Genomic DNA, 22,104 nt, shown 5'->3' with positions numbered 1-22,104 from the left:
CGTCATGCCGCTTTGTCCACCTTGGCGGCCGTCAGCGGAGCGGCGATCTCCTCCAAGCCCTTGCGTTCGGCCTTGACCCCGAGGAAGAGCTCCACCAGACCCGCCATGATCATGATGATGGCGCCGATCGTGAAGGCCAGCGCCGTGTCGCCGGGCACTCCGGTCTCGACCAGATGGGCGAAGACGAGCGGGCCCGCGATGCCACCCGCCGCCGTGCCGATGGCGAAGAAGAACGCGATGGCCATCGCCCTGGTCTCCATCGGGAAGATCTCGCTGACCGTCAGATAGGCCGAACTGGCCCCCGCCGAGGCCACGAACAGCACCACCGACCAGCAGGCCGTCAGTGTCACCGCTGTGAGCATCCCCTGGTTGAACAGCCAGGCCGTGCCCAGCAGCAACACCCCCGACCCGATGTACGTGGCGGAGATCATCGGGACCCGGCCGACCGTGTCGAAGAGCGGCCCGAGCAGCAGCGGGCCCAGGAAGTTGCCGACCGCGATGACCGCGAAGTAGTAGCCGGTATGCGTGTCGATCTTGAAGAACGTGGACAGGATCTGCGCGTACCCGAAGGTGATCGCGTTGTACAGGAACGCCTGGCCGATGAAGAGCGACAGGCCGAGCACCGTCCGCTTGGGATAGAGCGCCACCATGGTGTGCGCGATCCGGACGAACCCGATCGACTTGCGCTGATGGATCGTCATCGACCGCGCCGGCTCCGGCAGGTCGCCGCCGACCTGGTGCTCGATGTCGTCGACGATCTTCTCGGCCTCCTGGCCACGGCCGTGGATGAACAGCCAGCGCGGGCTCTCCGGCACGTGTCGTCGTACGAGCAGGATGGCCAGTCCGAGCACCACGCCCATCCCGAAGGCGACGCGCCAGCCGATGTTGACCGGCAGGTCGTTCAGCAGCGGCACGGTCAGCAGCGCGCCGCCCGCCGCCCCGAGCCAGTAGCTGCCGTTGATGATGATGTCGATCCGTCCCCGGTGGGCGCTCGGGATCAGCTCGTCGATGGCCGAGTTGATCGCCGCGTACTCCCCGCCGATGCCGAATCCCGTCATGAACCTGAACAGGAAGAACCACCACGCGTCGAAGGAGAACGCGGTCATCAGCGTCGCGACCAGGTAGACGACCAGCGTGATCAGGAACAGCTTCTTCCTGCCGAACCGGTCGGTCAGCCAGCCGAAGAACAGCGCTCCCGTACAGGCGCCCGCGACGTACAGCGCGGCGGCGAGGCCGGCGACCTGCGCCTGCGTGATGTCGATGCCGCTACCGGGCTTGGCGAGCTGGGCGGAGAGGTTGCCCACGATGGTCACTTCGAGCCCGTCCAGGATCCAGACGGTGCCGAGACCGATGACGATCATCCAGTGCCAGCGTGACCACGGCAGCCGATCCAGCCTCGCGGGCACCTTGGTGGTGACGGTGCCGGTATCCAGGTCGCTCATGAAAATCACTCGATACCCGGTGACCGGCCGACAAACGTCCGACGGATCAGCGCACCTCGTTGATGCGGATCAGGTTGCCCGCGGGGTCGCGGAAGGCGCAGTCGCGGATGCCGTACGGCTGCTCGGTCGGGTCCTGGACGATGTCGGCTCCGGCGGCCCGCAGCCGCGTGAAGGTGCCGTCGAGGTCGGCGGTGGCCAGGGTGATGCGGGCGTAGGTGCCCTTGGCCATCATCTCGACGATGGTGCGCCGCTCGTCGTCGGTGATGCCGAGGCCGGTGGCGGGCGGCTCCAGGACGATGGACGTGCCGGGCTGATCGGCGGGGCCGACCGTGATCCAGCGCCTCCCGTCGTGCCGGACGTCGTCGCGGACCTCGAAGCCGAGGGCGTCGCGGTAGAAGGCCAGGGCGGCGTCCGGGTCGTCGTGCGGGAGGAAGGTCCAGTGAATGGTGAGGTCCATGGCGGTCAGGCTAGGTGCGGCTCAAAGGCGGGCGCTTCTTGATTCCTGACCGGCTACGACCGGCCGCTGACGTCGCTGCTTCTCGCGCCGGTACAGGATCGCCCGCGCGGCCATCACGACGCAGCCGACGCCCAGCAGCAGGCCCCAGATGACGTCGGTGAGGAAGTGCATGCCGCGGTACAGGCGGGAGAAGGCGACGATGAGCGGGGCGGCGATGCCCAGCACCCAGATCACCACCTGGAGCGCCCTGTTGCGGATGTGCGTGCTCAGGACGAGCGCGACCCCGCAGTAGAACCCGACGGCGGCGCTGACGTGCCCCGACGGGAAGCTGGAGGTGGGCGGGGCCGGGTCGATGTGCTGCACGGGCGGCCGGTGCCGTCCGACAGGCGTGGTGGTGGCCAGGAAGATGAGCGACTGGCTCCAGACGGCCGCGACAAGGAAGATCGATTCGCGCCAGCGCTTGTACACGAGCCTGAACACGATCGCGACGATCACGGTGAGCGCCACAATGTAGGGAGTGTCCGACAGGCTGGTGCCGTAGTCGGTGAGCGTGTTCCACAGCGGGGTGCGGTCGGCGGCCAGGGTCCGGCTCACCTCCGCCTCGCCGGTGGGCCAGGCGAGGATCAGCTTGCCGACGCCGAACGTCACCCCGGCCATCAGGAGCATCGGCAATAAGATCGTCAGCGCGTAGTACTTCACGTGCTCAACTCTGGTCATGGGTCACCTTCACTGATTCGGGTTCCACTCCTTCGGCCTGCGGCGAGGCGGGCTTCCGGCCCTGCTCGCGCCGCCATGTCTCGAATCCCGCCGCGGTGGCGGCGACCACGGCCACGCCCAGGACGATCCCGGCGACCACGTCACTCACCCAGTGCACGCCGAGCGCGATCCTGGTGTAGCCGACCGACAGCACCAGGAACCAGGCCACGGCCCACACCACCCGCCGCCCCCACCGGGGCAACCTGGGCAGAACGAGAAGAACGATCACTCCGGCGCCGAGCGTCACGTTGACCGCGTGGCCCGACGGGAAGGAGTCACCCGGCGCGAGCGCGACCGGATCCGGCAGATGCGGCCTGGCCCGGGCAATGATGATCTTGAGCGCGAGGCCGAGCAGCCCGCCCACCGTCACGGTGGTGACCGCCCAGATGGCCAGCCTCGGGGCGCCCTTGTGCAGCAGCCAGCCGGCGTACGCGATGACCGCGATACGCCATGGCCACGGGCCGAACAGATCCGTCCATACGATGAGCACTCTGGTCACGTCTGGATGGGTGACCGCGTACGCGTGCAGATCTTCGGCGACGTCCGCGTCCAGCCCGTTGACGGGCATCTTGGCCACGACGAGCAGCAGGCTGAACGGGATCATGACGAGCGCCACCGCGAGGCTCGCGATCGTCAGCCGCAGCCCCAGACTGCGGTCCCGATCGACGCGTGCCTTGAGCCATTGACGCCTCACAGCCCCGCTCCTTCCTCGATAAGCGTTCGCGCTCGGCTACCCAGGCGGCGGGAATTGATTCCTGCCTGAAAGCCGGCGGCGAGGGTAGTCCGGAGGGCATGTCCCCCACCGTGGCGGTTGTCGCGCACCGCAAGAAGACTCTCGGCGCAGGCCTGGACAGGCTGCGCGTGCTCATCGCCGAGCAGGACGTCGGCGAGCTCCTCTGGTACGAGGTGCCCAAGAGCAAGAAGGCCCGGAAGAAAGTCCGCGAGGCGCTCGAACAGGGCGCCGAGCTGGTGTTCGTCTGGGGCGGCGATGGCATGGTGCAACGGTGCGCCGACGTGATGGCCGGCTCCGGCGTGCCGATGGCCGTCCTGCCGGCCGGGACCGGGAACCTGTTCGCCACCAACCTCGGCATCCCCATCGACCTCGAAGAGGCGGTGGAGATCGGCTTCCACGGACGGCGGGAGAAGCTGGACCTGGGCCTGCTGAACGGCGAGCATTTCGCGGTGATGGCCGGCGCCGGGTTCGAGGCCGAGATGATCGCCGACGCCGACGGGCAGGCCAAGAGGCAGCTCGGCAAGCTGAGCTACGTCAAGGCGGCCGTCCGGCACGTCGGCGGGCCGCTGGTGCCGATGAAGATCAAGATCGATGGGACGACCTGGTTCGAAGGGGACGCGAGCTGTCTGCTGCTGGGCAACGTGAGCACGATCGCCGGCGGCATCGAGGCGTTCGACGACGCCCGGCCGGACGACGGCTGGCTGGAGGTCGGGGTCTCCACCGCCAAGGGGCCGATCCAGTGGGCCCGGGTGATCGGCAGGATGGCCGCCGGCCGCTCCGACGACTCCCCGTTCGTCCGGATCACCCGCGCCAGGAAGGTGTCCGCCCGGTTCGGCACGCCGCTGACGTACGAGCTCGACGGCGGAGACCGCGAGGCCACCACGCGGATCAAGGCCAAGGCCGTCCCGGGCGCGCTCACGATCTGCCTACCGGCGGTGTGACCGGTCAGCCGCTTTCGGTAGCGGTGAACCGCATCGTGCTCGGCTCCTCGCGCAGCCGCAGGTCATCGGCGGTGGCCTCGGCCTGGCGCAGCACCCGCAGCACGTTGCGGCCGGCCACCTTCGCCAGGTCGGCGTCGGACCAGCCCCGGTCGGCCAGGGCCGCGAACAGCCGGGGATAGCCGGTCACGTCCTCCAGCCCGTGGGGCAGCCCGTCGCACCCGTCGTAGTCGCCGCCGACACCGAGGTGGTCGATGCCTGACACGTCGCGAATGTGCGCCAGGTGCGCCACGACATGGTCGATCGTGACGGCGGGCCTCGGGTGCGACTTCGCCCGGGTGTTCAGGAACTCGTGGAACGCCTCGTAGTCATGGGTGTCGACACCGGCCGAGCGGGCGGCGTCGGTCGCGGCCAGCCGCCATTCCCGGGCGTCCTGCGACACGAAGTCGGGCACGAACGTGGCCATGCAGACCCCGCCGTTGGCCGCCAGCGTCTCCAGCACGTCATCGGGTACGTTGCGCGGCGTGGAACAGACCGCCCGCGCCGACGAATGCGAGAAGATCACCGGCGCCCGGGTCACCCGCAAGGCGTCGCGCATGGTGTCGGCCGACACGTGGGACAGGTCGACCAGCATGCCCAGCCTGTTCATCTCCCGTACGACCTCCTCCCCGAACGCGGACAGCCCGTTGTTCACCGGTTCGTCGGTCGCGGAGTCGGCCCAGGGGGTGTTGTCGTTGTGGGTGAGCGTCATGTACCGGACCCCGAGGGCGTACAGCATCCGCAGCGCCCCCAGCGAGCAGTCGATCGAATGCCCGCCCTCGGCACCCATCAACGAGGCGATCCGGCCCCCGGCGAAGACGCGCTCCACCTCGTCGGCCGTGGTCGCCAGGGCCAGCCGGTCGGGGTAGCGCCGGACCATGGCCAGCACGCAGTCGATCTGCTCCAGAGTCGCGGTGACCGCTTTCTCAGCGGGGCGGCAAGGCACGAAGACCGACCAGAACTGCGCGCCGACCATTCCGGCCGCCAGCCGGGGCAGATCGGTATGGGTCCGATCGGAGGTGTCGCCACCGATGTCGAGCCGGTCGAAGTCGTATCCGGCGAGCTTGCGCGCCGTCCAGGGCAGATCGTTGTGCCCGTCGATCAGCGGGTGCTCGCGCAGCAGCCGGGTGACGCGGTGCGACGTGCTGGACGACGCGACTACCGAAGGTGCTTCCATGCTGCTCAGCCAATCACACGGGCCACCCGGTCAAGCCTCAGGTGCGTCGCCAGCGAGCCTCCCCCAGGCAGTACAGGGCGAACAGCAGCAGCCCGAGCGCCACCACCGCCAGCAGCCACGGCCCCGCCGGAGTGTCGGCGAACGCCCTGAGTGTCGCGTCGATGCCCCCGGCCTTGTCAGGGTCGAAGGTGATGGCCGCCTGGATCACGAAGACCCCGGCCAGACCGGCGATCACCCCGCGAGCGAGGTAGCCGGCGAGCCCGAGCCGGTTCATCACCGCGCCGGCCCGCGGCGGCATCGGCCTGAGCTGTTTGCGGAACTCCTTCTTGATCCCGTACCGCACCCAGTAGATGCCCAGCCCGAGGATGCCGAGCCCGATCAGCCCCACGATGACCTGTCCGGCGGGCAGCTCCAGCAGCTTGCCCGTCAGATCCTGGGACTTCTTGTCATCGGACCCGGTCTTGCCGGTCAGCAGCATGGTCAGCAGCGCGGCGCAGATGAGCACGTAGACCACGACCCGGCTGCCCGGCTCGATCCGGTCCTTGAGCTTGTGCGCCCCGAAGATCGCTTCGGACGCCTGCCACAGTGCCAGGGCGGCGAACCCCACGGCCATGACCCATAAGATCACGGATCCGAACGGCAGCGCCGCGACCGTACTGATGGCCCCGTTCTTGTCGGCCTGCTGCCCGCCGCCGCCGAACGCGATCTGGACGGCCAGCACTCCGATCAGCCCATAAAGCACACCGCGACAAACCAGCCCAACCCGCGCAAGCTTGTCCATGGCCGGGCTGTCCGCCGCCCGGCGTGCTACGGCCTCAGCTTCGCTCATGCGATTCTCCCGAGTGTCCGTCAAAGACCCTCGAACTGCCCGGGATTTCGCGCTCTAGACCTTCACCGGGTCGTCCATGACGCCATAGGTGGCCGCCCGGAACAAGAAGGAGGCCCAGGAGCGATAGGGCCGCCACGCCTCGGCCAGCTTCCGGTAGGCGGCCGGCGGCGCGTCCTCCGGCAGGCCGTACGCCTCACGCAGGATCCCGAACAGCCGCGGCTCGTCACCCGGGAACGCGTCCGGCGCGCCCGCGCCGCGGATCAGGATCAGGCCCGCGGAGAACGGCCCCACGCCGGGCAGCGCGCGCAGCTCGGCCAGCGCCTCCTCGGGGGCGAGCGCGCGCAGGTGCTCGGTGGTGAGCACGCCGTCCAGCGCCGCGCCGGCCAGCCCGCGCAGCCACTCCTCCTTCTGCGCGGGCAGCCCGAGGCCGCCGGCCTCCAGCAGGGTCACGGGCGGCGGGAAGGCCGGGTACACCTGCCCGTCCATGGTGACCTTGGCGCCGTACCGCTCCGCGATGCGCTGCTTGATGCGCGCGGCGATGAGCATCGACGAGCGCTGGACGATCACCGCCCAGCACGCCGCCTCCCATGGGCTCCAGAAGCAGACCGGCCGCAGGCCGGGACGGAGCCGCTGCAGGTCGCCGAGCACCGCATCGGCCTCGCCGAGCCCGGCGAAACCGGCGCCGTCCACGTCCAGGGAGAGGATGCGCGCCACCTCACCCCGGATCCCCGGCCCCGCGGCGCGTGTCGTGGCGACGGCCACCCCGCCCGGCGCGGCCGTCACGGTCACGCCGATCGGCCGCCAGTCGGACTCCGCCGCGTAGGCGAAGCGCAGCGCCCGCCCGTCGGACGGCAGCGCGCTGGTGGCCGGCCAGTCCTCGACGAAGCGCAGCGAGGCGCCGAAGTCGAACGGGCCCTCGGCGGTGAGCGTGAATCCGTGCGTGGTCATGGGCCGTATGGTAGGAGGCCGAGCGGCCCGGCGGGGACGCGTCTGGCCCTTCAGGCCCGCGTCTGGCCCTTCAGGCCCGCGTCTGGCCCTTAGACCCGCGTCTGGCGCTCAGGCCCGCGTCACCAGGATGCCGTCGTCGTCGCTGAACAGGTCGGCGCCTGGACGGAAGGTGACGTTGCCGAAGGTGACGGGGACGTCGCGCTCGCCGGTGCCTTGCTTGTCGCTCTTGCGGGGGTTCGAGCCGAGCGCTTTGACGCCCAGGTCCATTTCGCGCAGAGCGGCGACGTCCCGTACGGCTCCGTTGATCACCACGCCGGACCAGCCGTTGGAGACGGCCAGCCCGGCGATGAGGTCGCCCATGAGGGCGGCGTGCAGGGAGCCGCCGCCGTCCACGACGAGCACGCGTCCGGCTCCCGGCTCCGACAGGGCGGACTTGAGCAGGACGTTGTCCTGGTGGCAGCGGACGGTCGCGATCGGGCCGGCGAAGGCGTGGCGCCCGCCGTACTGGCGTAGTTGCAGGTCGCAGGAGTCGAGGCGGTCGCCGTGCTCGTCGTACAGGTCTGCCGTGACGATGGTCATGACGCGTCCTCCTGGTCGCCGGATGAATGCTTGCGGAGCCGCCAGGCGGCCTGGGCGCCGAGGCTGGTGTCGATGTGCTCGCGCATGACGGTGGCGGCGCCGTCGGCGTCGCCCGCGATCACACACTCCAGCAGCGCCTCGTGCTCGGCGGCCTTGCGGTCGCGGGCCTGCTGGCCGCGTTCGACCTCCAGGGCGAGCCGGCGGTAGCGGTCGGCCTTGTCCCACAGGCTGTCGAGCGTCTGGATCAGCAAGTCGTTGTGCGAGGCGGCGTAGAGCGCGGTGTGGAACCTGCGGTGGGCGACGAGGTGCTCGTAGGCGGGGTTGCCGGGCAGCGGCTTGAGCCCGTCGGCGGCGGCGCGCATCTCGGCGATGTCGGCCTTGGTCCGGCGTTCGGCGGCCAGCGCGACCGCCAGGGGGTCGAGGGAGCGCCGCATCTCCAGCAGGTCGCGGGCCTCCTCCGCGGCCAGGGGAGCGACGCGGGCGTCGCGGTGGGCGTCCAGCTCCACCAGCCCCTCACTCTTGAGCCGGCGCAGGGCCTCACGCAGGGGAGTGGTGCTGATGCCGATGTCGCGGGCCAGCCTGGCCTGCGCGATGACGGAGCCGGGTGGTAGCTCGCCGGACAGTATCCGCTCCTTGACCCGCAGGTAGGCGTAGTCCGCCTTGGTGGAGTAGAGCTCTGCCGCTGGTTCGCTCATCGCTGTCCCGTCTCATCGGTCACGGTTATAACCTACACCGCTCCGCGTCTTTGTCGCCAAGCCCTGGGTCCTCCTGTGCATGCCTTATATGGGGTTTGTAGCACCCGATATAAGGCATCATGGCAGCTAGAGAACGTTACGTTCCGGAAACAAAGGGTTGACGTCATAGGTTATAACGAGCAGAGTGTGCGCCATCGCAGGCGACGGCGGCCAGCCTCGCTTGGTCTAGGAGGAAGCACATGACCACCTTCCACCCCACTTTCCGCGCCATCGGTGCCGCCGTACTCGCGCTCGGGCTCGTCACGGCCTGCGGCGGCGGCGGTGGCGGCGAGGCGGCGAAGAAGCCGCCGGCCAACCCGATCGCCACGGGGCAGGTTCCGTCGTACTACCCGAGCGCCTACAGCCAGATCGTGGAGGCCTCCAAGAAGGAGGGCGGCTCGCTCACCATCTACTCCAACACCGACCAGGAGAACTGGGCGCCGATCTTCCGCGACTTCCAGAAGAAGTACCCCTGGGTGACCAAGATCGCGGCCAACAACCTGGACAGCGACGAGGTGTTCCAGCGCCTGCTGAGCGAGCAGGCCACCGGCAACTCGCCCGCGGACCTGGCGGTCTCGAACGCCGCCCAGGCGTGGGCCGACTTCGCCGGCCGGCCCGGCACGCTGCTGGACTACGCCTCGCCGGAGCGGGACAAACTCCCGGACTTCGCCGAGCCGCTGCCGAAGGTCTACGCGATGTCGGTGGACCCGCTGTCGATCGCGTACAACACCTCGTTGCTGCCGGAGAAGCCGACCGGCCTGAAGAGCCTGGCGGCGATCCTGGCCAAGGACCCTGCCCAGTACAAGAACAAGATCACCACGCGGGACGTGAGCGGCGCCTTCGGCTTCACCGTCTCGCACGCCTTCACCGAGGCCCGCCCCGGCTCCTGGGCATCGCTCCAGTCGGTCCTGCCGATGGCCCGCCCGGAGACCTCCTCGGGCACCCAGCTGGAGAAGATCACCTCCGGCGAGTACGTGGCCGGCTTCTTTGTCAGCGCCGCCCCGGCCTACCCGGTGGTGGCCAAGAGCGGCGGCCTGCTGGCGATCTCCTTCCTGGACGACGGCACCGTGGCGCTGCCGCGCGGCATCGGCATCGCCGCCAAGGCACCGCACCCGGCGACGGCGAAGCTGTTCGTGGACTTCGTCCTGTCGCAGGAGGGACAGCGGGCGGTGGCCGAGGGCGGGCTCACCTCCTATCGCGACGACGTCCCCGCGAGTGACGGCCTGCACACCTACCAGGAGCTCGTGAAGTCCGTGGGCGAGGCCAACGTGATCCTCCCCAAGTACACGAAGGTCCCCGACGACCAGGTCAAGTCCTTCACCGCCAAGTGGAACGGCCTGCTCGGTCACTGACCGGCAGGCGAAAGGATCGAGATGACCACCCTGTCCCCGCCGCGTCAGGCGGAGCCCCCGCCGCGCTACCGCAGGCCGCTGGGGCTGGCCCGGGAGACCTGGCTGCAGTACGGCGTGCTGGTCCTGCTCGCCGTCCTGGTGCTGGCGCCGGTCGTCCCGACGCTGTACCAGTCCTTCCTGGACCGCCCCCTGTACGAGGCGGGCGGCGTCCTGGGCGCCGGCAACTACGTGCGGCTGTTCACCGAGGCGGGCTTCGGCCGCGTCGTGCTCAACACGGCGCTGTTCGCCGGGCTCACCACCGTGCTCAGCCTGCTGATCGCGGTGCCGATGGCCGTGGTGGTGGTCCGCACCAAGCTGCCCGGCGGCCGGGTGTTCGCCGCCGCCATGCAGTGGCCGTTCTTCATCTCCTCGCTGATCCTCGGCTTCGGCTGGATCACCATGTACGGCCCGGCCGGGTTCGTCAGCGTCGAGGTACGCAGGGCCCTCGGCTTCCTGCCGTGGAACCTGTACTCCATCCCCGGCATGGCGGTGACCGAGGCGGTGGCGCTGGCCCCCATCGCCTACACCTTCTGCGCCAACGCGCTGCGCCAGAGCGACGCCTCGCTGGAGTCGGCCGCGCAGGTGTGCGGGGCGGGCCCGCTGCGGATCCTGCGGTCGGTGGTCCTGCCGCTGCTGCGCCCGCCGATCGTCTACAGCTCGATCCTGGTGATCAGCATGGCGGTCGAGACGCTGAGCGTGCCGCTGCTGTTCGGCCAGCCGGTGGGGATCGACGTCTTCTCCACCTTCCTCTATCGCAACGGCCTGCAGTCGATCAGCCCGGACTACGGAGTGCTCGGCGCGGCCTCGGCCATCATCCTGCTGGTCACGATCAGCCTGGTCGCCCTGCAGGCCAAGCTGCTGAAGAACGCCCAGCGGTTCGTCTCCGTACGCGGGAAGGCCACCCGTCCGCGCCGCCTGGACCTGGGCTGGCTGAAGTGGCTGAGCGTGGCCGTCATCGGCTTCTACGTGGTGATGGGCGCTCTGGTGCCCATCGGCGGGCTGATCTTCCGCTCGTTCACGCAGATCTTCACGCCGCTGCAGTCGCCGTTCAAGACCCTCACCGGCGACAACTACGAGCGGATCTTCACCTATCCGGTGTACGTGCAGTCCATCGTCAACAGCCTCATCGTGGCCTCGGTCGGCGCCGTCCTGGTGAGCGCGTTGTCGCTGCTGGCGGTGATGGTGTCGCGGCGTTCGACCTTCCGCTTCGCCCGCGCGGTCGAGTACCTGGCGCTCGCCCCGCAGGCGATGCCCGGCATCATCGTCGGCATCGGCCTGTTCTGGGCGCTGGCCTTCGCCCCCTTCGGGCTGGGCTCCCTCATCCAGGGCACGCTGTGGGCGCTGATCATCGGCTTCGGGCTGCGCGCGCTGCCCAGCGGGTTCGGCTCGATCTCCCCGTCGGTCATGCAGATCGGCCGGGAGCTCGACAACGCCGCCCGGGTGTCGGGAGCCGACTGGGTGCGTACGTTCACCCGCATCCTGGCCGCGCTGCTGCGGCCGGCGTTCGCCGGGGCGCTGATCCTGACGTTCGTCACGCTGCTCAAGGAGTACTCGCCCGCGGTGTTCCTGGGCTCGGCGGACTCCAACATCATCGGCACGACGATGCTCGAACTGTGGGTGCAGGGCAACACCGGCTCCGTGGCCGCGCTGGCCAGCCTGCAGATCGCCATCACGGCGACCTTCGTCGGACTCGCCGGACTACTTCTCAAGGGACGCAACGATGCCTGAGGTCAAGGTCACCAGCCTGTGCAAGCAGTTCGGCGACAACGCCGTTCTGCGTGACATCACCTTCACCATCGCCGACGGCGAGTTCTTCACCTTGCTGGGCCCCAGCGGCTGCGGCAAGTCCACCACGCTGGCCTGCATCGCCGGGCTGGAGCGGCCGACCGACGGCAGCATCGCCGTCGGAGCGGCCACCTTCGTCGACGCGGGCACGTTCGTGCCGCCCGAGGGCCGCAACCTCGGGATGGTGTTCCAGTCGTACGCGCTGTGGCCGCACATGACCGTCGCCCAGAACCTGGCCATGCCCCTCAAGATCCGCAAAGTCGACCGGCGCAAGCAGGACGAGCTCATCACCGAGGCCCTGGGCAAGGTGGGCCTGGCCGAGCTGAAGGACCGCTACCCGCACCAGCTCTCCGGCGGCCAGCAACAGCGCGTCGCCCTCGCCCGCGCCCTGGTCTACTCGCCCAGCGTGCTGCTGCTGGACGAGCCGCTGTCCAACCTCGACGCGCAACTGCGCGAGCAGGCCCGCGCCTGGCTCAAGAGGCTGCAGGAGGAGCTCGGCATCACCACCGTCTACGTCACCCACGACCAGGAGGAGGCCCTGGCGCTGAGCGACCGCATCGCGGTGATGTCCAAGGGCGACATGGTGCAGATCGGCACCCCCATGGAGATCTACGAGACGCCCGCCACCGCGGAGGTGGCCGCCTTCGTCGGACGGTGCAACTTCCTCACCGGCACGGCGACCGGCCCGCAGGAAGTGCGGCTGGACTGCACCGGCCAGACCATCACCGTCCAGCCCGGCGCCGCGGCCACCGGGCAGGCGGTCAGCGTGGCCGTCCGCCCCGAACGGCTGGAGATCCTGCCCACCGGACGTGCGACCCCCGACGGCGTGAACGTACTCACCGCCCAGGTGCTCACCAGCTCCTACATCGGCTCCCGCTACGAGTACGGCCTCCGCCTGGGCAACCAGATCATCCAGGTCGAGAGCGCCCGCCCCGGCCTGGCCGGAGAGGTCACCCTCCTCGCCGAGCCCGCGGCCTGCCTCGTCTACCCGACCACCGGCGTCCTGCCTCAGGACGTGCAGGCACTCGTCACCGTCACCGATTGAAGAAGGACAAAACGTGACCTCTTACCGTCTTGGCGTACTCGAAGGTGACGGCATCGGCCCCGAGATCGTCCCCGCGTCGGTTCTGGTCGTGGACGCCGCGCTCGCGGCGGCCGGTGCGTCACCGGTCGAGTGGGTGGAGCTGCCGCTGGGCGGCTCGGCCATCGACACGCACGGGGACGCCGTACCGGACTCGACGCTGACCGCGCTCGCCGGGCTGGACGCCTGGCTGCTCGGCCCGCACGACAGCGCCGCCTACCCCGAGCCGCACCGCTCCCGCCTCAATCCCAGCGGCACCATCCGCAAGCACTTCGACCTGTTCGCCAACATCCGCCCGGCCAAGTCGTTCGAGGGGGCCGACGCGGTCGTCCCGGGCACCGACCTGGTCATCGTCCGGGAGAACACCCAGGGCTTCTACGCCGACCGCAGCACCTACAAGGGCAGCGGCGAGTTCATGCCCACCCCCGACGTGGCCATCGCCATGGGGATCATCACCCGGCCCGCGGTCGAGCGGATCGCCGTCGAGGCCTTCGAACTCGCCTCCCGCCGGCGCGGCAAGCTCACCATCGTGCACAAGGCGAACGTGCTGAAGATGACCACCGGCCTGTTCCGCGACGTCTGCCAGGAGGTGGGCGCCCGCTACCCGCACGTCACGGTGGACGACTTCCACATCGACGCGATGACCGTCCACCTGGTGCGCCGGGCCGACGACTTCGACGTCATCGTCACCGAGAACATGTTCGGCGACATCCTGTCCGACCTGGCGGGCGAGATCGCCGGCTCACTCGGCATCGCCCCGTCCATCAACGCCTCCAACGAGCGCGCCATGGCCCAGGCCGCCCACGGCTCGGCCCCCGACATCGCCGGACGGGACCTGGCCAACCCGATCGCGATGATCCTGTCCAGCGCCATGCTGCTCGACTGGCTCGCCACCCGCCACCAGGACGCCACGCTGAGCCAGGCCGCCGCGCTGATCGAGGCGGCGGTCGCCGACACCGTCCGCTCCGGCACCCGTACCCGCGACATGGGCGGCACGGCGGGCACCCGCGCGTTCGCCGAGGCCGTCGCGGCCGGTGTGAAGCGATGAGCTTCACGGTCGCGGTCGTCAACGCCACGCCCGCCTCCATGCGGCCCGCCACCGACGGGCTCGGCCAAGGATTCCCCGAGGCCGCCGCCTGGCACCTGATGGACGACCGGCTCGTGACGGAGGCGGACGCGGCAGGGGGGATGACGCCCGCTCTGACCCGCCGGATGCTGGCCCTCATCGATTACGCGGTGCGCGGCGGCGCGGACGCCGTGCTGCTGTCCTGCTCGATGTACGGCCCCGCCGCCGAGCTGGCGCGGCGGTTGCACAACGTACCGGTGACAGGCTCGGACGAGGCGATGTTCGCCGACGTCGCCCAGCGGCGCCCCGGCAAGGTCCTCGTGCTCGGCTCACTCGACTCGGCGGCGGCGGATTCGGCGCGGCGGCTACAGCGTGTCGTCGAGGGCGTCGAGGTGAAGGGGGTCGCGGCGCCCGGGGCCGCCGCCGCAGCCGCTGTGCGCGACTGGCCGGCCCTGGTGGACGCGCTCGCGCGGGCCGCCGAGCCCTCGCTCGGCCTGGCCGAGCTGGTCCTGCTCGGCCAGTACTCGATCAGCCCTGTGCACGCCGAACTGGCCGACCGGCTCGGCGTGCCGGTGCTCAGCCCACCGCTCATGGCGGCGCGGGCGCTGCGCGAGGCGCTGGTATGAGCCCTTCGCTCGGCTGCGTCGCCGACGACTACACCGGCGGCACCGACGTCGCCGCGGCGCTGCGGCGGTCGGGGCTGCGCACGGTCCTGCTGTTCTGCACGCCACCGCACGGGACGGCTGTTCCGGACTGCGACGCCGTCGTGATCGCGCTGAAGACCCGTTCCGTGCCGGTGGAGACGGCCGTGGCGGAGTCGCTGGCCGCGTGGCTGTGGCTGGCCGGGCAGGGCGTGGGTCGCATCTACGTGAAGTACTGCTCCACCTTCGACTCCACCGACGACGGCAACATCGGCCCGGTCGCCGACGCGCTGGTTGAGGCGGCAGGGGCGCGGCTGACCGTCGCCTGTCCGGCCTCGCCGGAGCACGGCCGCACCGTTTATCAGGGGCATCTGTTCGTCGGTGACCGGCTGCTGTCGGAGTCGCCGATGCGGCACCACCCGCTCACCCCGATGACCGACCCGGACCTGGTACGGGTGCTGGGACGGCAGACGCCGCACCCTGTGGCGCTGGTCCCGCACGCGGTGGTCGCGCGCGGAGCCGACGCCGTACGCGCGGCCCTGGACGACCTGGAGGCGCGCGGCGTCCGCCATGCCGTGACCGACGCCATCGACGACCACGACCTCGACACGATCGCCCGCGCCACCGCCCACCTGCCGGTCATCACCGGCGCGGCAGGGTTGGGCCGCGCGGCAGGCACACTCCTGGCGGCTGTCGCGCCCGGCCCCACGGGCGTTCCCGGCGTGTCAGCCCCGACAACGACGACCGGCTCGACCGGGGCGACCGGCCCGATCGGGGCGCCTGCCGCAGTCGGGATGTCCGGCCCGACCGGGGTGGCCGCTCCGGATGGGGTGGCCGGCCCGAGCGGGGTGTCCGGCGCGACCGGGGAGACCGGGGCGTCTGATGTGGTCCAGGTGCCCGGCGAGGTCGCGGTGTCTGGGGCGACCAGCTCGGGTAGTGCGGTCGGGATGCCCGAGCTGCCGGTGGGGCCCAGTGTGGTGCTCGCGGGGAGCTGTTCGGCGGCCACCCTTCAGCAGGTGGCGCGGGCCCGCGAGCGGATGCCCTCCTATCGGCTCCGTCCCGAGAACGGCGGCCTGGTCGAGGAGGCGATCCAGTGGTTGGAGAGCCACTTCGGCGCGGGCGGTCCGGTCATGGTCTACTCGTCGGCCCCGCCCGAGGAGCGCTCGCCGGGCACGGCTGAGCCTCTGGAGCGGGCGCTGGCCGCCGTCGCAGCGCGCGCCGCCGAGCTCGGCGCGCGCCGGTTCGTCGTCGCGGGCGGCGAGACCTCCGGCGCCGTGGTCAATGCGCTCGGCGTCACCGGCGTGATCGTGGGCGCCGAGGCGGACCCGGGCGTGCCGTGGCTGCTCACCACGGGCGACCGGCCGCTGGCGCTGCTGCTCAAATCCGGCAACTTCGGCCGTCCTGACCTCCTGGTCCAGGCCGTGGAGACGACATGACCGACATATCCGTTCGGATCGCGGAGCTGGGCGCGTCCCTGTTCCGCAGGCGGCTGACGCACGGGCGTACCGGCAACATCAGTGCCCGCGCCGGCGACGGCTTCCTGATCACGCCGACCGGCGGGTCGCTGGGCGACCTCTCGCCCGGTGGGCTGTCCCTCGTCGGGCTCGCGGGCGACCACTTGGACGGCCCGCGTCCGTCCAAGGAGGCGTTCCTGCACGCCGCTCTCTACCGCGCCCGCCCGGACGCCGGCGCGGTGGTTCACCTGCACAGCACCCACTCCGTCGCCGTGTCCTGCCACGACGGGCTCGATCCGGACGACGCGCTGCCTCCCCTGACCGCCTACTACGTGATGCGGGTGGGGCGGCTGCCGCTGCTGCCGTACCACGCGCCCGGTGATCCGGCGCTGGGGCCGATCGCCGAGCGGGCCGCCCGCGACGCGCACGCCCTGCTGCTGGCCAACCACGGTCCGATCGTCGCGGGCGCGGACCTGGCGACCGCCGCCGATGTCGTGGAGGAGCTGGAGGAGACCGCGCGACTGTGGCTGCTGCTGCGCGACCGCCCCATCCGCCCCCTGACACCCACGCAGGCCGCCGCACTCCGTGAGGAACCGCCCGCGTCGGCCGCCGTACTCCGTAAGGACCCGCGCGGGCGGCAGTCCTCCGTAAGAAAGGGAAGGTGACATGATCCCGCCGTCCGACCTGGTCGCGTTCGGGACCGCCATTCTGACCTCGCTCGGCGTCCCCGAGCCGGACGCCCGGCTGGTGGCCGACAGCCTGGTCACGGCCGACATGCAGGGACACCCCTCGCACGGCATGCTGCGCCTGGAGTGGTACGCCGACCGCCTGCGCTCCGGCGCCATGCGTGCGGTGACCGACGTGGCGACCGTCATCGACGGCGGCGCCGTGGCCGTTCTGGACGGCCGGGACGGTGTCGGCCAGGTCGTCACCGCGTACGCGGCCCGCGACGCCGTACGCCGCGCCGCCGAGCACGGAGTCGGCATGGTCGCGGTCCGCGACAGCAACCATTTCGGCACCGCCGCCTACTTCACCCGCATGATCGCCGCCGAGGGCTGCGTCGCCCTGCTGACCACCAACGGCAGCCCCGCCATGGCCCCGTGGGGCGGCCGGGAGAAGAGCGTCGGCGCGAATCCGTGGTCCATCGCGGTTCCCGGCGGGCGTTTCGGTCCGGTCGTGCTCGACATCGCCAACACCACGGTCGCCCGCGGCAAGATCTACGCCGCGCTGGAACGCGAGCAGCCCATCCCCGACGGCTGGGCCCAGACCGCGGACGGCACCCCCACCACCGACCCGCGCCAGGCGATCGACGGGCTCATCCTGCCCATGGCCGGGCACAAGGGATACGGCATCTCGTTCATGATGGACGTGCTGTCCGGCGTGCTCACCGGCAGCTCCTACGCCACCGACGTGACCGGCCCCTACGTGCCCGACCGCCGCTCCGGCTGCGGCCACCTGCTGCTCGCCCTCCGCCTCGACGCCGTCGCCGACCCCGCCGACTACGCCCACCGGCTCGACGACCTCATCGACCGCACCAAGGCCGTGCCGCGGGCTCCCGGCTTCGACGAGATCTTCTACCCCGGCGAGATCGAGGACCGCAACGCCGCCGAGGCCGCCCTTGCCGGAGTGCGGCTGCCCGAGCGGACCCTGCGCGGCCTCGAACGGCTGGCCAAGGCAGGCGCGATCCCGCTGCCCGACTGGATGAGCGTATGTTCGTCGTGATCGTGCACCTGCGGGTACGCCCCGGCCATCTCGCCGCCTTCCTCGACGGCATCGAGGCCAACGCCCGCGCCACCCGCCGCGAACCCGGCCGCCTGCGCTTCGACGTGCTGCGCGGTCACGAGGATTCGCACCGGTTCACCCTGTACGAGATCTACCGCGACGAAGCGGCCTTCACCGTGGAGCACCGCTCCGCGCCGCACTATCCCGCCTGGCGAACCGTGGCCGCCGAATGCGTCGAGTCCGGCACGCACCTGAACAGCTTCTGGACGCCTGCCTTCCCCGAGGACCTGCCCGAGGCCGCTGCCGACACCGGCGACCACAGCGGAGAAAGATCATCATGACTGCGATACCCACCAAGGCGCCCTCCGAGCAGGAGGCCTCATGAACAGGCCGGTGACGTCCGAAGACGACGAGTTCTTGCGTGTGGGGTCCCGCGAGTGGCGGATCCACCGCGTCTCTGATCTCGCCCCGCCCCGGTTGCCGTACAGCCTGCGCATCATCCTGGAGAACCTGCTGCGGCACGGCGCTCCGGCCGAGCAGGTACGGGCCGTGGCCGGATGGGAGCCGCGCGCGGACCGGGCCGCGGCCGTGGACCTGCACCCCGCCCGGGTGTTCCTGCACGACACCAACGGCGTGCCCGCGCTCGCCGACCTGGCCGCCATGCGCGACGCGATGGCGGAGCTCGGCGGCGATCCAGACCGCATCAACCCGGCCATCCCCGCCGAACTCATCGTGGACCACTCCATCATCGCTGACGCCTTCGGCCGCCCCGGTGCCCTGGCCCGCAACGCCGAGCTGGAGTACGAGCGCAACGCCGAGCGCTACCGGTTCCTGCACTGGGGCCAGGCGTCGCTGCGCGGCTTCACCGTGGTGCCGCCGGGCAAGGGCATCATGCACCAGATCAACGTGGAACACCTGGCCCGCGTGGTGATGCGCCAGGACGGCGCGGCGTTCCCCGACCTGTGCCTGGGCACCGACTCGCACACCACGATGGTCAACGGGATCGGCACGCTGGGCTGGGGGATCGGCGGTATCGAGGCCGAGGCGGCGATGCTCGGCCAGCCGGTGTCCATCGTCGTGCCCGACGTGGTCGGGGTACGCCTGCACGGCGCGCTCCCTCCGGCCGCCACCGCCACCGACCTCGTCCTGACCCTCACCGAGCTGCTACGCGCGCACGGCGTGGTCGGCAAGATCGTCGAGTTCCACGGCCCGGGCGTCACCGCGCTGCCGGTGACCGACCGGGTGACCATCTCCAACATGAGCCCCGAGTTCGGCTCCACCGCCGCGCTGTTCCCCATCGACGCGGAGACCATCCGCTACCTGCGCTTCACCGGCCGCGCCGCCGAACACGCGGACCTCGTCGAGTCCTACGCCAGGGCGCAGGGGCTGTGGCACGATCCGCAGTCGCCGCCCGGCTACACCGCCGACCTCGACCTCGACCTGGCCACCGTCGTGCCGTCCATCGCGGGGCCGCGCAGGCCGCAGGACCGCGTCCCGCTCGACGCCGCCAAAGCCGCCTTCCGGGCTCAGGCACGGCCCGAGGTGCGGGCCAGGCTGGGGGAGAGCGGCGAGGAGATCGGCCATGGAGCCGTCGCCATCGCCGCGATCACCTCCTGCACCAACACCTCCAACCCCTCGGTCATGGTCGCCGCCGGGCTGCTCGCCAGGAACGCCGTCCGGCGCGGCCTGCGTGCCAAGCCCTGGGTGAAGACCACCCTGTCGCCCGGCTCGCGCGTCGTCATGGACTACTACGGTGTGGCGGGCCTGACCTCCTACCTGGAGGAACTCGGCTTCCACCTGGCCGGGTTCGGCTGCATGACCTGTATCGGCGCCTCGGGGCCGCTCATCGAGGAGGTGTCCAGGGCGGTGGCCGAGCACGACCTGGACGTGGCCGCGGTCCTGTCGGGCAACCGCAACTTCGAGGGCCGCATCCAGCCGGAGGTTCGCTCCAACTACCTGGCCTCGCCCCCGCTCGTCGTCGCCTACGCCATCGCCGGCACGATGGACCTCGACCTCACCACCGAACCCCTCGGCACGGACCTCGCGGGCCGGCCTGTCTACCTGCGGGATCTCTGGCCGACGGCGGACGAGGTACGCGGCGTGGTCGAGCAGGTGATCCAGCCGTCGATGTTCACCCGCGCCTATGCCGACGTGTTCGACGGCGACGAACGCTGGCAACGGCTGGAGACTCAAAGCTCCGCCACCTTCCCCTGGGACCCCGCATCCACTTACGTGCGCCGCGCCCCCTACGTGGCGGGCATGCCCCTCGAACCACCGCCCGTCACCGACATCGCCGACGCCCGCGTACTGGTCAAACTCGGCGACTTCATCACCACCGACCACATCTCGCCCCCCGGGGCGATCCCGCCCGCCGGTCTCGCCGGCCGCTACCTCACCGGGCTGGGCGTGCCACGTGGCCGGCTCAACACCTACGCCTCCAGGCGTGGCAACCACGATGTGATGATGCGCGGCACCTTCGCCAACGTACGGCTGCGCAACCAGCTCGTCCCCGGCACCGAAGGTGGGTTCACCCCGAACTTCCTCGACGGCGGCACGATCACCACTGTCTACGAAACCGCCTGCGCGTACCGGGCGGCGTCGGTCCCGGCCGTGGTGCTCGCCGGGGAGGGTTACGGCGCCGGCTCCTCCCGCGACTGGGCCGCCAAGGGCCCCGCGCTGCTGGGCGTGCGGGCCGTCATCGCCAAGTCGTTCGAGCGCATCCACCGCTCGAACCTGGTGGGCATGGGTATCCTCCCGCTGCAGTTCATGCCTGGCGAGGGCACCGACGAGCTCAGACTGACGGGCCGGGAGATCATCACGATCCGCGGCCTCGGCCCGATCGGCGACGGCCTGGTTCCGCCCACGCTGACCGTCACCGCCGGTGACATCGCCTTCCAGGTGACTGTCCGCCTCGACACGAGACGGGAAGCCGACTATTACCGGCATGGCGGCATCATGCCCTATGTCCTGCGGGGCCTCTTGGCCTGAGGGCCACGCTGTTCGGCCTGCGGGACACATTGGTTGGCCTCGGGGGCGCGCTGGTTGGCCTGTGGGACGTGCTGGTTGGCCTGCGGGACACGTCGGTTGGCTTTTGGGACGCACTGGGCAGTGACGTCGGCCGACACGACGAGGTCGCCGGACGGGCGTCCGCTGAGTCGGATGCTGCGCTGCCTGGCCGACGGGCTACCGGGAGCAGGGGATGGCGCCGGTGACCACGTGACGGGCCCCAGGCAGAATCCTGCTATGGATGCCACGCTAAGGAAGATCATCGCGGAGCTGAACACGGCCGCCGCCCAGCACGACGCCGGCCAGGAGGACCGGCTGGACCGGTGGCGGGTGCTGGAGCCCGACGCCGGGGAGTTCCTGTGGTTCCTGGCCCAGAGCGCAGGGGCACGGATCATCGTGGAGATCGGCACCTCGCGGGGCGTGTCCACGTTGTGGCTGGCCGACGCCGCGCGGGCGGTCGGCGGGCACCTCCTCAGCCTCGACACCGACCCCGAGGCCCAGGCGCACGCCCGCCGCACGGTCGCCGAGGCGGGGCTGGCCGATCACGTCGAGTTCCGCGTCGAGGACGGGGGCGCCGCGCTCGCCCGGATGCCGGACGGCGCGGTCGACCTGCTCTTCCTCGACGCCGAACGCGTCGAGTACCCCTCCTGGTGGCCGCATCCCTACCGGGTGCTGCGGCAGGGCGGCGTGCTCGTGGCCGACAACGCCCTGTCCCACCCCGAGGAGATCGCCCCACTGCACGACCTCCTCCAACGGGAGCCGCGCCTGACCGTCACCACGATCAACGTGGGCAAGGGCGAACTGGTCGCACTGCGGCGCTGAGAGCCAGACGGTTGAAGTGCTCTTCTGATGCGGTTCCGTTCGCTAGTCGCGGACGGAACCGCGGCAGTGGCAGTGGCGGTCGTGCTGGCGATCGGCGCGAGGTGTGACCTCGCGCCGACTCCGGGTAGGGGGCAACTGTAAGGCACGAGAAGGGGGCACAGCCATGAGCCGCATCGCGGAATGGTTGAAGAAGGCCGAGGACCTGGCGAGAGGGCACTCCAAGCAGGCTGACAAGGTGCTGGATCGCGCCGAGCGGTTCGCCAAGGAGCGGACCGGCCACAAGTACGACCAGCACATCGAGAAGGGCGTGGACGAGGCGCAGCGCCGCTACGGCGGAGGCGAGCCAGAGGGCCAGCAGCCGCCAAGCCCGCAGCCTCCGCAGCCACCGCCACAGCAGCCTGGTCAGCGCCCGGACTAACGACGTGCGGTGCCGCGCAGTGGCGAATCCGCTGCTGCGGCGGGAATTGACGTGTCACGGATGGACCGATCCGGAGCCGGCCGGCT

At 70.7% G+C, this 22,104-nt stretch carries 22 protein-coding genes; 13 read left to right on the top strand and 9 right to left on the bottom strand.

The features are described 5' to 3' along the window. Positions 1-2: 2 nt before the first annotated feature. The 4 genes from AB0B91_RS42225 to AB0B91_RS42210 are packed head-to-tail and all read right to left on the bottom strand — an operon-like array spanning position 3 to position 3,349. The gene (locus AB0B91_RS42225) at positions 3-1,442 is read right to left on the bottom strand and encodes an MFS transporter (protein ID WP_358332743.1); all 1,440 of its coding nucleotides are present in this window, start codon (positions 1,440-1,442) and stop codon (positions 3-5) included. Positions 1,443-1,488: 46 nt separating this feature from the next. Next, the gene (locus tag AB0B91_RS42220) at positions 1,489-1,899 is read right to left on the bottom strand and encodes a VOC family protein (RefSeq protein ID WP_358332740.1); all 411 of its coding nucleotides are present in this window, start codon (positions 1,897-1,899) and stop codon (positions 1,489-1,491) included. A gap of 21 nt (positions 1,900-1,920) precedes the next feature. Next, positions 1,921-2,616, bottom strand: coding sequence for a phosphatase PAP2 family protein (locus AB0B91_RS42215; RefSeq protein ID WP_358332737.1), 696 nt, complete (start codon positions 2,614-2,616; stop codon positions 1,921-1,923). Further along, positions 2,603-3,349 carry a phosphatase PAP2 family protein gene (locus tag AB0B91_RS42210; RefSeq protein WP_358332734.1) on the bottom strand — a complete coding sequence of 249 codons (747 nt, stop codon included), beginning with the start codon at positions 3,347-3,349 and terminating at the stop codon, positions 2,603-2,605. Before AB0B91_RS42210 ends, AB0B91_RS42215 begins: the two co-directional genes overlap by 14 nt. A gap of 98 nt (positions 3,350-3,447) precedes the next feature. Here AB0B91_RS42210 and AB0B91_RS42205 point away from each other — a divergent pair, with 98 nt between their 5' ends. Beyond that, positions 3,448-4,329 carry a diacylglycerol kinase family protein gene (locus tag AB0B91_RS42205; protein ID WP_358332731.1) on the top strand — a complete coding sequence of 294 codons (882 nt, stop codon included), beginning with the start codon at positions 3,448-3,450 and terminating at the stop codon, positions 4,327-4,329. A 4-nt stretch (positions 4,330-4,333) separates the two neighbouring features. Here AB0B91_RS42205 and AB0B91_RS42200 read toward each other — a convergent pair whose 3' ends face one another. The 5 genes from AB0B91_RS42200 to AB0B91_RS42180 all read right to left on the bottom strand — a co-directional run bounded on the left by AB0B91_RS42200 (position 4,334) and on the right by AB0B91_RS42180 (position 8,593). Further along, positions 4,334-5,542: a dipeptidase gene (locus AB0B91_RS42200; RefSeq protein ID WP_358332728.1), complete on the bottom strand. Its 1,209-nt coding sequence runs from the start codon at positions 5,540-5,542 to the stop codon at positions 4,334-4,336. Between the two features lie 37 nt (positions 5,543-5,579). Continuing rightward, positions 5,580-6,371: a DUF1206 domain-containing protein gene (locus AB0B91_RS42195; RefSeq protein ID WP_358332725.1), complete on the bottom strand. Its 792-nt coding sequence runs from the start codon at positions 6,369-6,371 to the stop codon at positions 5,580-5,582. Positions 6,372-6,425: 54 nt separating this feature from the next. Then, a complete protein-coding gene (locus AB0B91_RS42190; protein WP_358332722.1) occupies positions 6,426-7,319 on the bottom strand; it encodes a hypothetical protein in 894 nt (297 codons plus the stop codon). A gap of 108 nt (positions 7,320-7,427) precedes the next feature. Beyond that, positions 7,428-7,898 (bottom strand): ribonuclease E activity regulator RraA, encoded by a 471-nt coding sequence (gene rraA, locus AB0B91_RS42185; RefSeq protein ID WP_358332719.1) that lies wholly within the window; start codon positions 7,896-7,898, stop codon positions 7,428-7,430. Then, complete coding sequence (locus AB0B91_RS42180; RefSeq protein WP_358332716.1) at positions 7,895-8,593, bottom strand: GntR family transcriptional regulator; 699 nt, start codon at positions 8,591-8,593, stop codon at positions 7,895-7,897. Before AB0B91_RS42180 ends, rraA begins: the two co-directional genes overlap by 4 nt. Positions 8,594-8,832: 239 nt before the next feature. Here AB0B91_RS42180 and AB0B91_RS42175 point away from each other — a divergent pair, with 239 nt between their 5' ends. The 12 genes from AB0B91_RS42175 to AB0B91_RS42120 all read left to right on the top strand — a co-directional run bounded on the left by AB0B91_RS42175 (position 8,833) and on the right by AB0B91_RS42120 (position 22,018). Further along, positions 8,833-9,984, top strand: coding sequence for an extracellular solute-binding protein (locus AB0B91_RS42175; protein WP_358332713.1), 1,152 nt, complete (start codon positions 8,833-8,835; stop codon positions 9,982-9,984). Between the two features lie 21 nt (positions 9,985-10,005). Next, positions 10,006-11,751, top strand: a complete 1,746-nt coding sequence (locus AB0B91_RS42170) for an iron ABC transporter permease (RefSeq protein WP_358332710.1) — start codon at positions 10,006-10,008, stop codon at positions 11,749-11,751. Further along, positions 11,744-12,853: an ABC transporter ATP-binding protein gene (locus AB0B91_RS42165; protein ID WP_358332708.1), complete on the top strand. Its 1,110-nt coding sequence runs from the start codon at positions 11,744-11,746 to the stop codon at positions 12,851-12,853. Before AB0B91_RS42170 ends, AB0B91_RS42165 begins: the two co-directional genes overlap by 8 nt. A 13-nt stretch (positions 12,854-12,866) precedes the next feature. Continuing rightward, a complete protein-coding gene (locus AB0B91_RS42160) occupies positions 12,867-13,937 on the top strand; it encodes an isocitrate/isopropylmalate dehydrogenase family protein (RefSeq protein ID WP_358332705.1) in 1,071 nt (356 codons plus the stop codon). Beyond that, entirely contained in the window at positions 13,934-14,581 is a 648-nt protein-coding gene (locus tag AB0B91_RS42155; RefSeq protein WP_358332702.1) for an aspartate/glutamate racemase family protein, read from the top strand. The genes AB0B91_RS42160 and AB0B91_RS42155 overlap by 4 nt, the downstream gene beginning before the upstream one ends. Next, the gene (locus AB0B91_RS42150; protein ID WP_358332699.1) at positions 14,578-16,032 is read left to right on the top strand and encodes a four-carbon acid sugar kinase family protein; all 1,455 of its coding nucleotides are present in this window, start codon (positions 14,578-14,580) and stop codon (positions 16,030-16,032) included. The genes AB0B91_RS42155 and AB0B91_RS42150 overlap by 4 nt, the downstream gene beginning before the upstream one ends. After that, positions 16,029-16,715 carry a 3-oxo-tetronate 4-phosphate decarboxylase gene (gene otnC / locus AB0B91_RS42145; RefSeq protein WP_358332696.1) on the top strand — a complete coding sequence of 229 codons (687 nt, stop codon included), beginning with the start codon at positions 16,029-16,031 and terminating at the stop codon, positions 16,713-16,715. Before AB0B91_RS42150 ends, otnC begins: the two co-directional genes overlap by 4 nt. A 1-nt stretch (position 16,716) precedes the next feature. After that, on the top strand, positions 16,717-17,772 hold the full coding sequence (locus AB0B91_RS42140) for an Ldh family oxidoreductase (protein ID WP_358332693.1): 1,056 nt from the start codon (positions 16,717-16,719) through the stop codon (positions 17,770-17,772). Next, positions 17,760-18,113, top strand: coding sequence for a putative quinol monooxygenase (locus AB0B91_RS42135; protein ID WP_358332690.1), 354 nt, complete (start codon positions 17,760-17,762; stop codon positions 18,111-18,113). Before AB0B91_RS42140 ends, AB0B91_RS42135 begins: the two co-directional genes overlap by 13 nt. A gap of 40 nt (positions 18,114-18,153) precedes the next feature. After that, on the top strand, positions 18,154-20,760 hold the full coding sequence (acnA, locus tag AB0B91_RS42130; RefSeq protein ID WP_358332688.1) for an aconitate hydratase AcnA: 2,607 nt from the start codon (positions 18,154-18,156) through the stop codon (positions 20,758-20,760). A 255-nt stretch (positions 20,761-21,015) separates the two neighbouring features. Next, complete coding sequence (locus AB0B91_RS42125) at positions 21,016-21,600, top strand: class I SAM-dependent methyltransferase (RefSeq protein WP_358332685.1); 585 nt, start codon at positions 21,016-21,018, stop codon at positions 21,598-21,600. 163 nt (positions 21,601-21,763) lie between these two features. Beyond that, the gene (locus AB0B91_RS42120) at positions 21,764-22,018 is read left to right on the top strand and encodes an antitoxin (RefSeq protein WP_358332682.1); all 255 of its coding nucleotides are present in this window, start codon (positions 21,764-21,766) and stop codon (positions 22,016-22,018) included. Positions 22,019-22,104 lie beyond the last annotated feature (86 nt).

Source organism: Nonomuraea sp. NPDC049141 (genome assembly GCF_040648415.1).
In the GTDB taxonomy this organism is placed as follows: domain Bacteria; phylum Actinomycetota; class Actinomycetes; order Streptosporangiales; family Streptosporangiaceae; genus Nonomuraea.
Note: the sequence above shows the minus strand (reverse complement) of the source record. Positions and strands in the feature narration are given on the sequence as shown.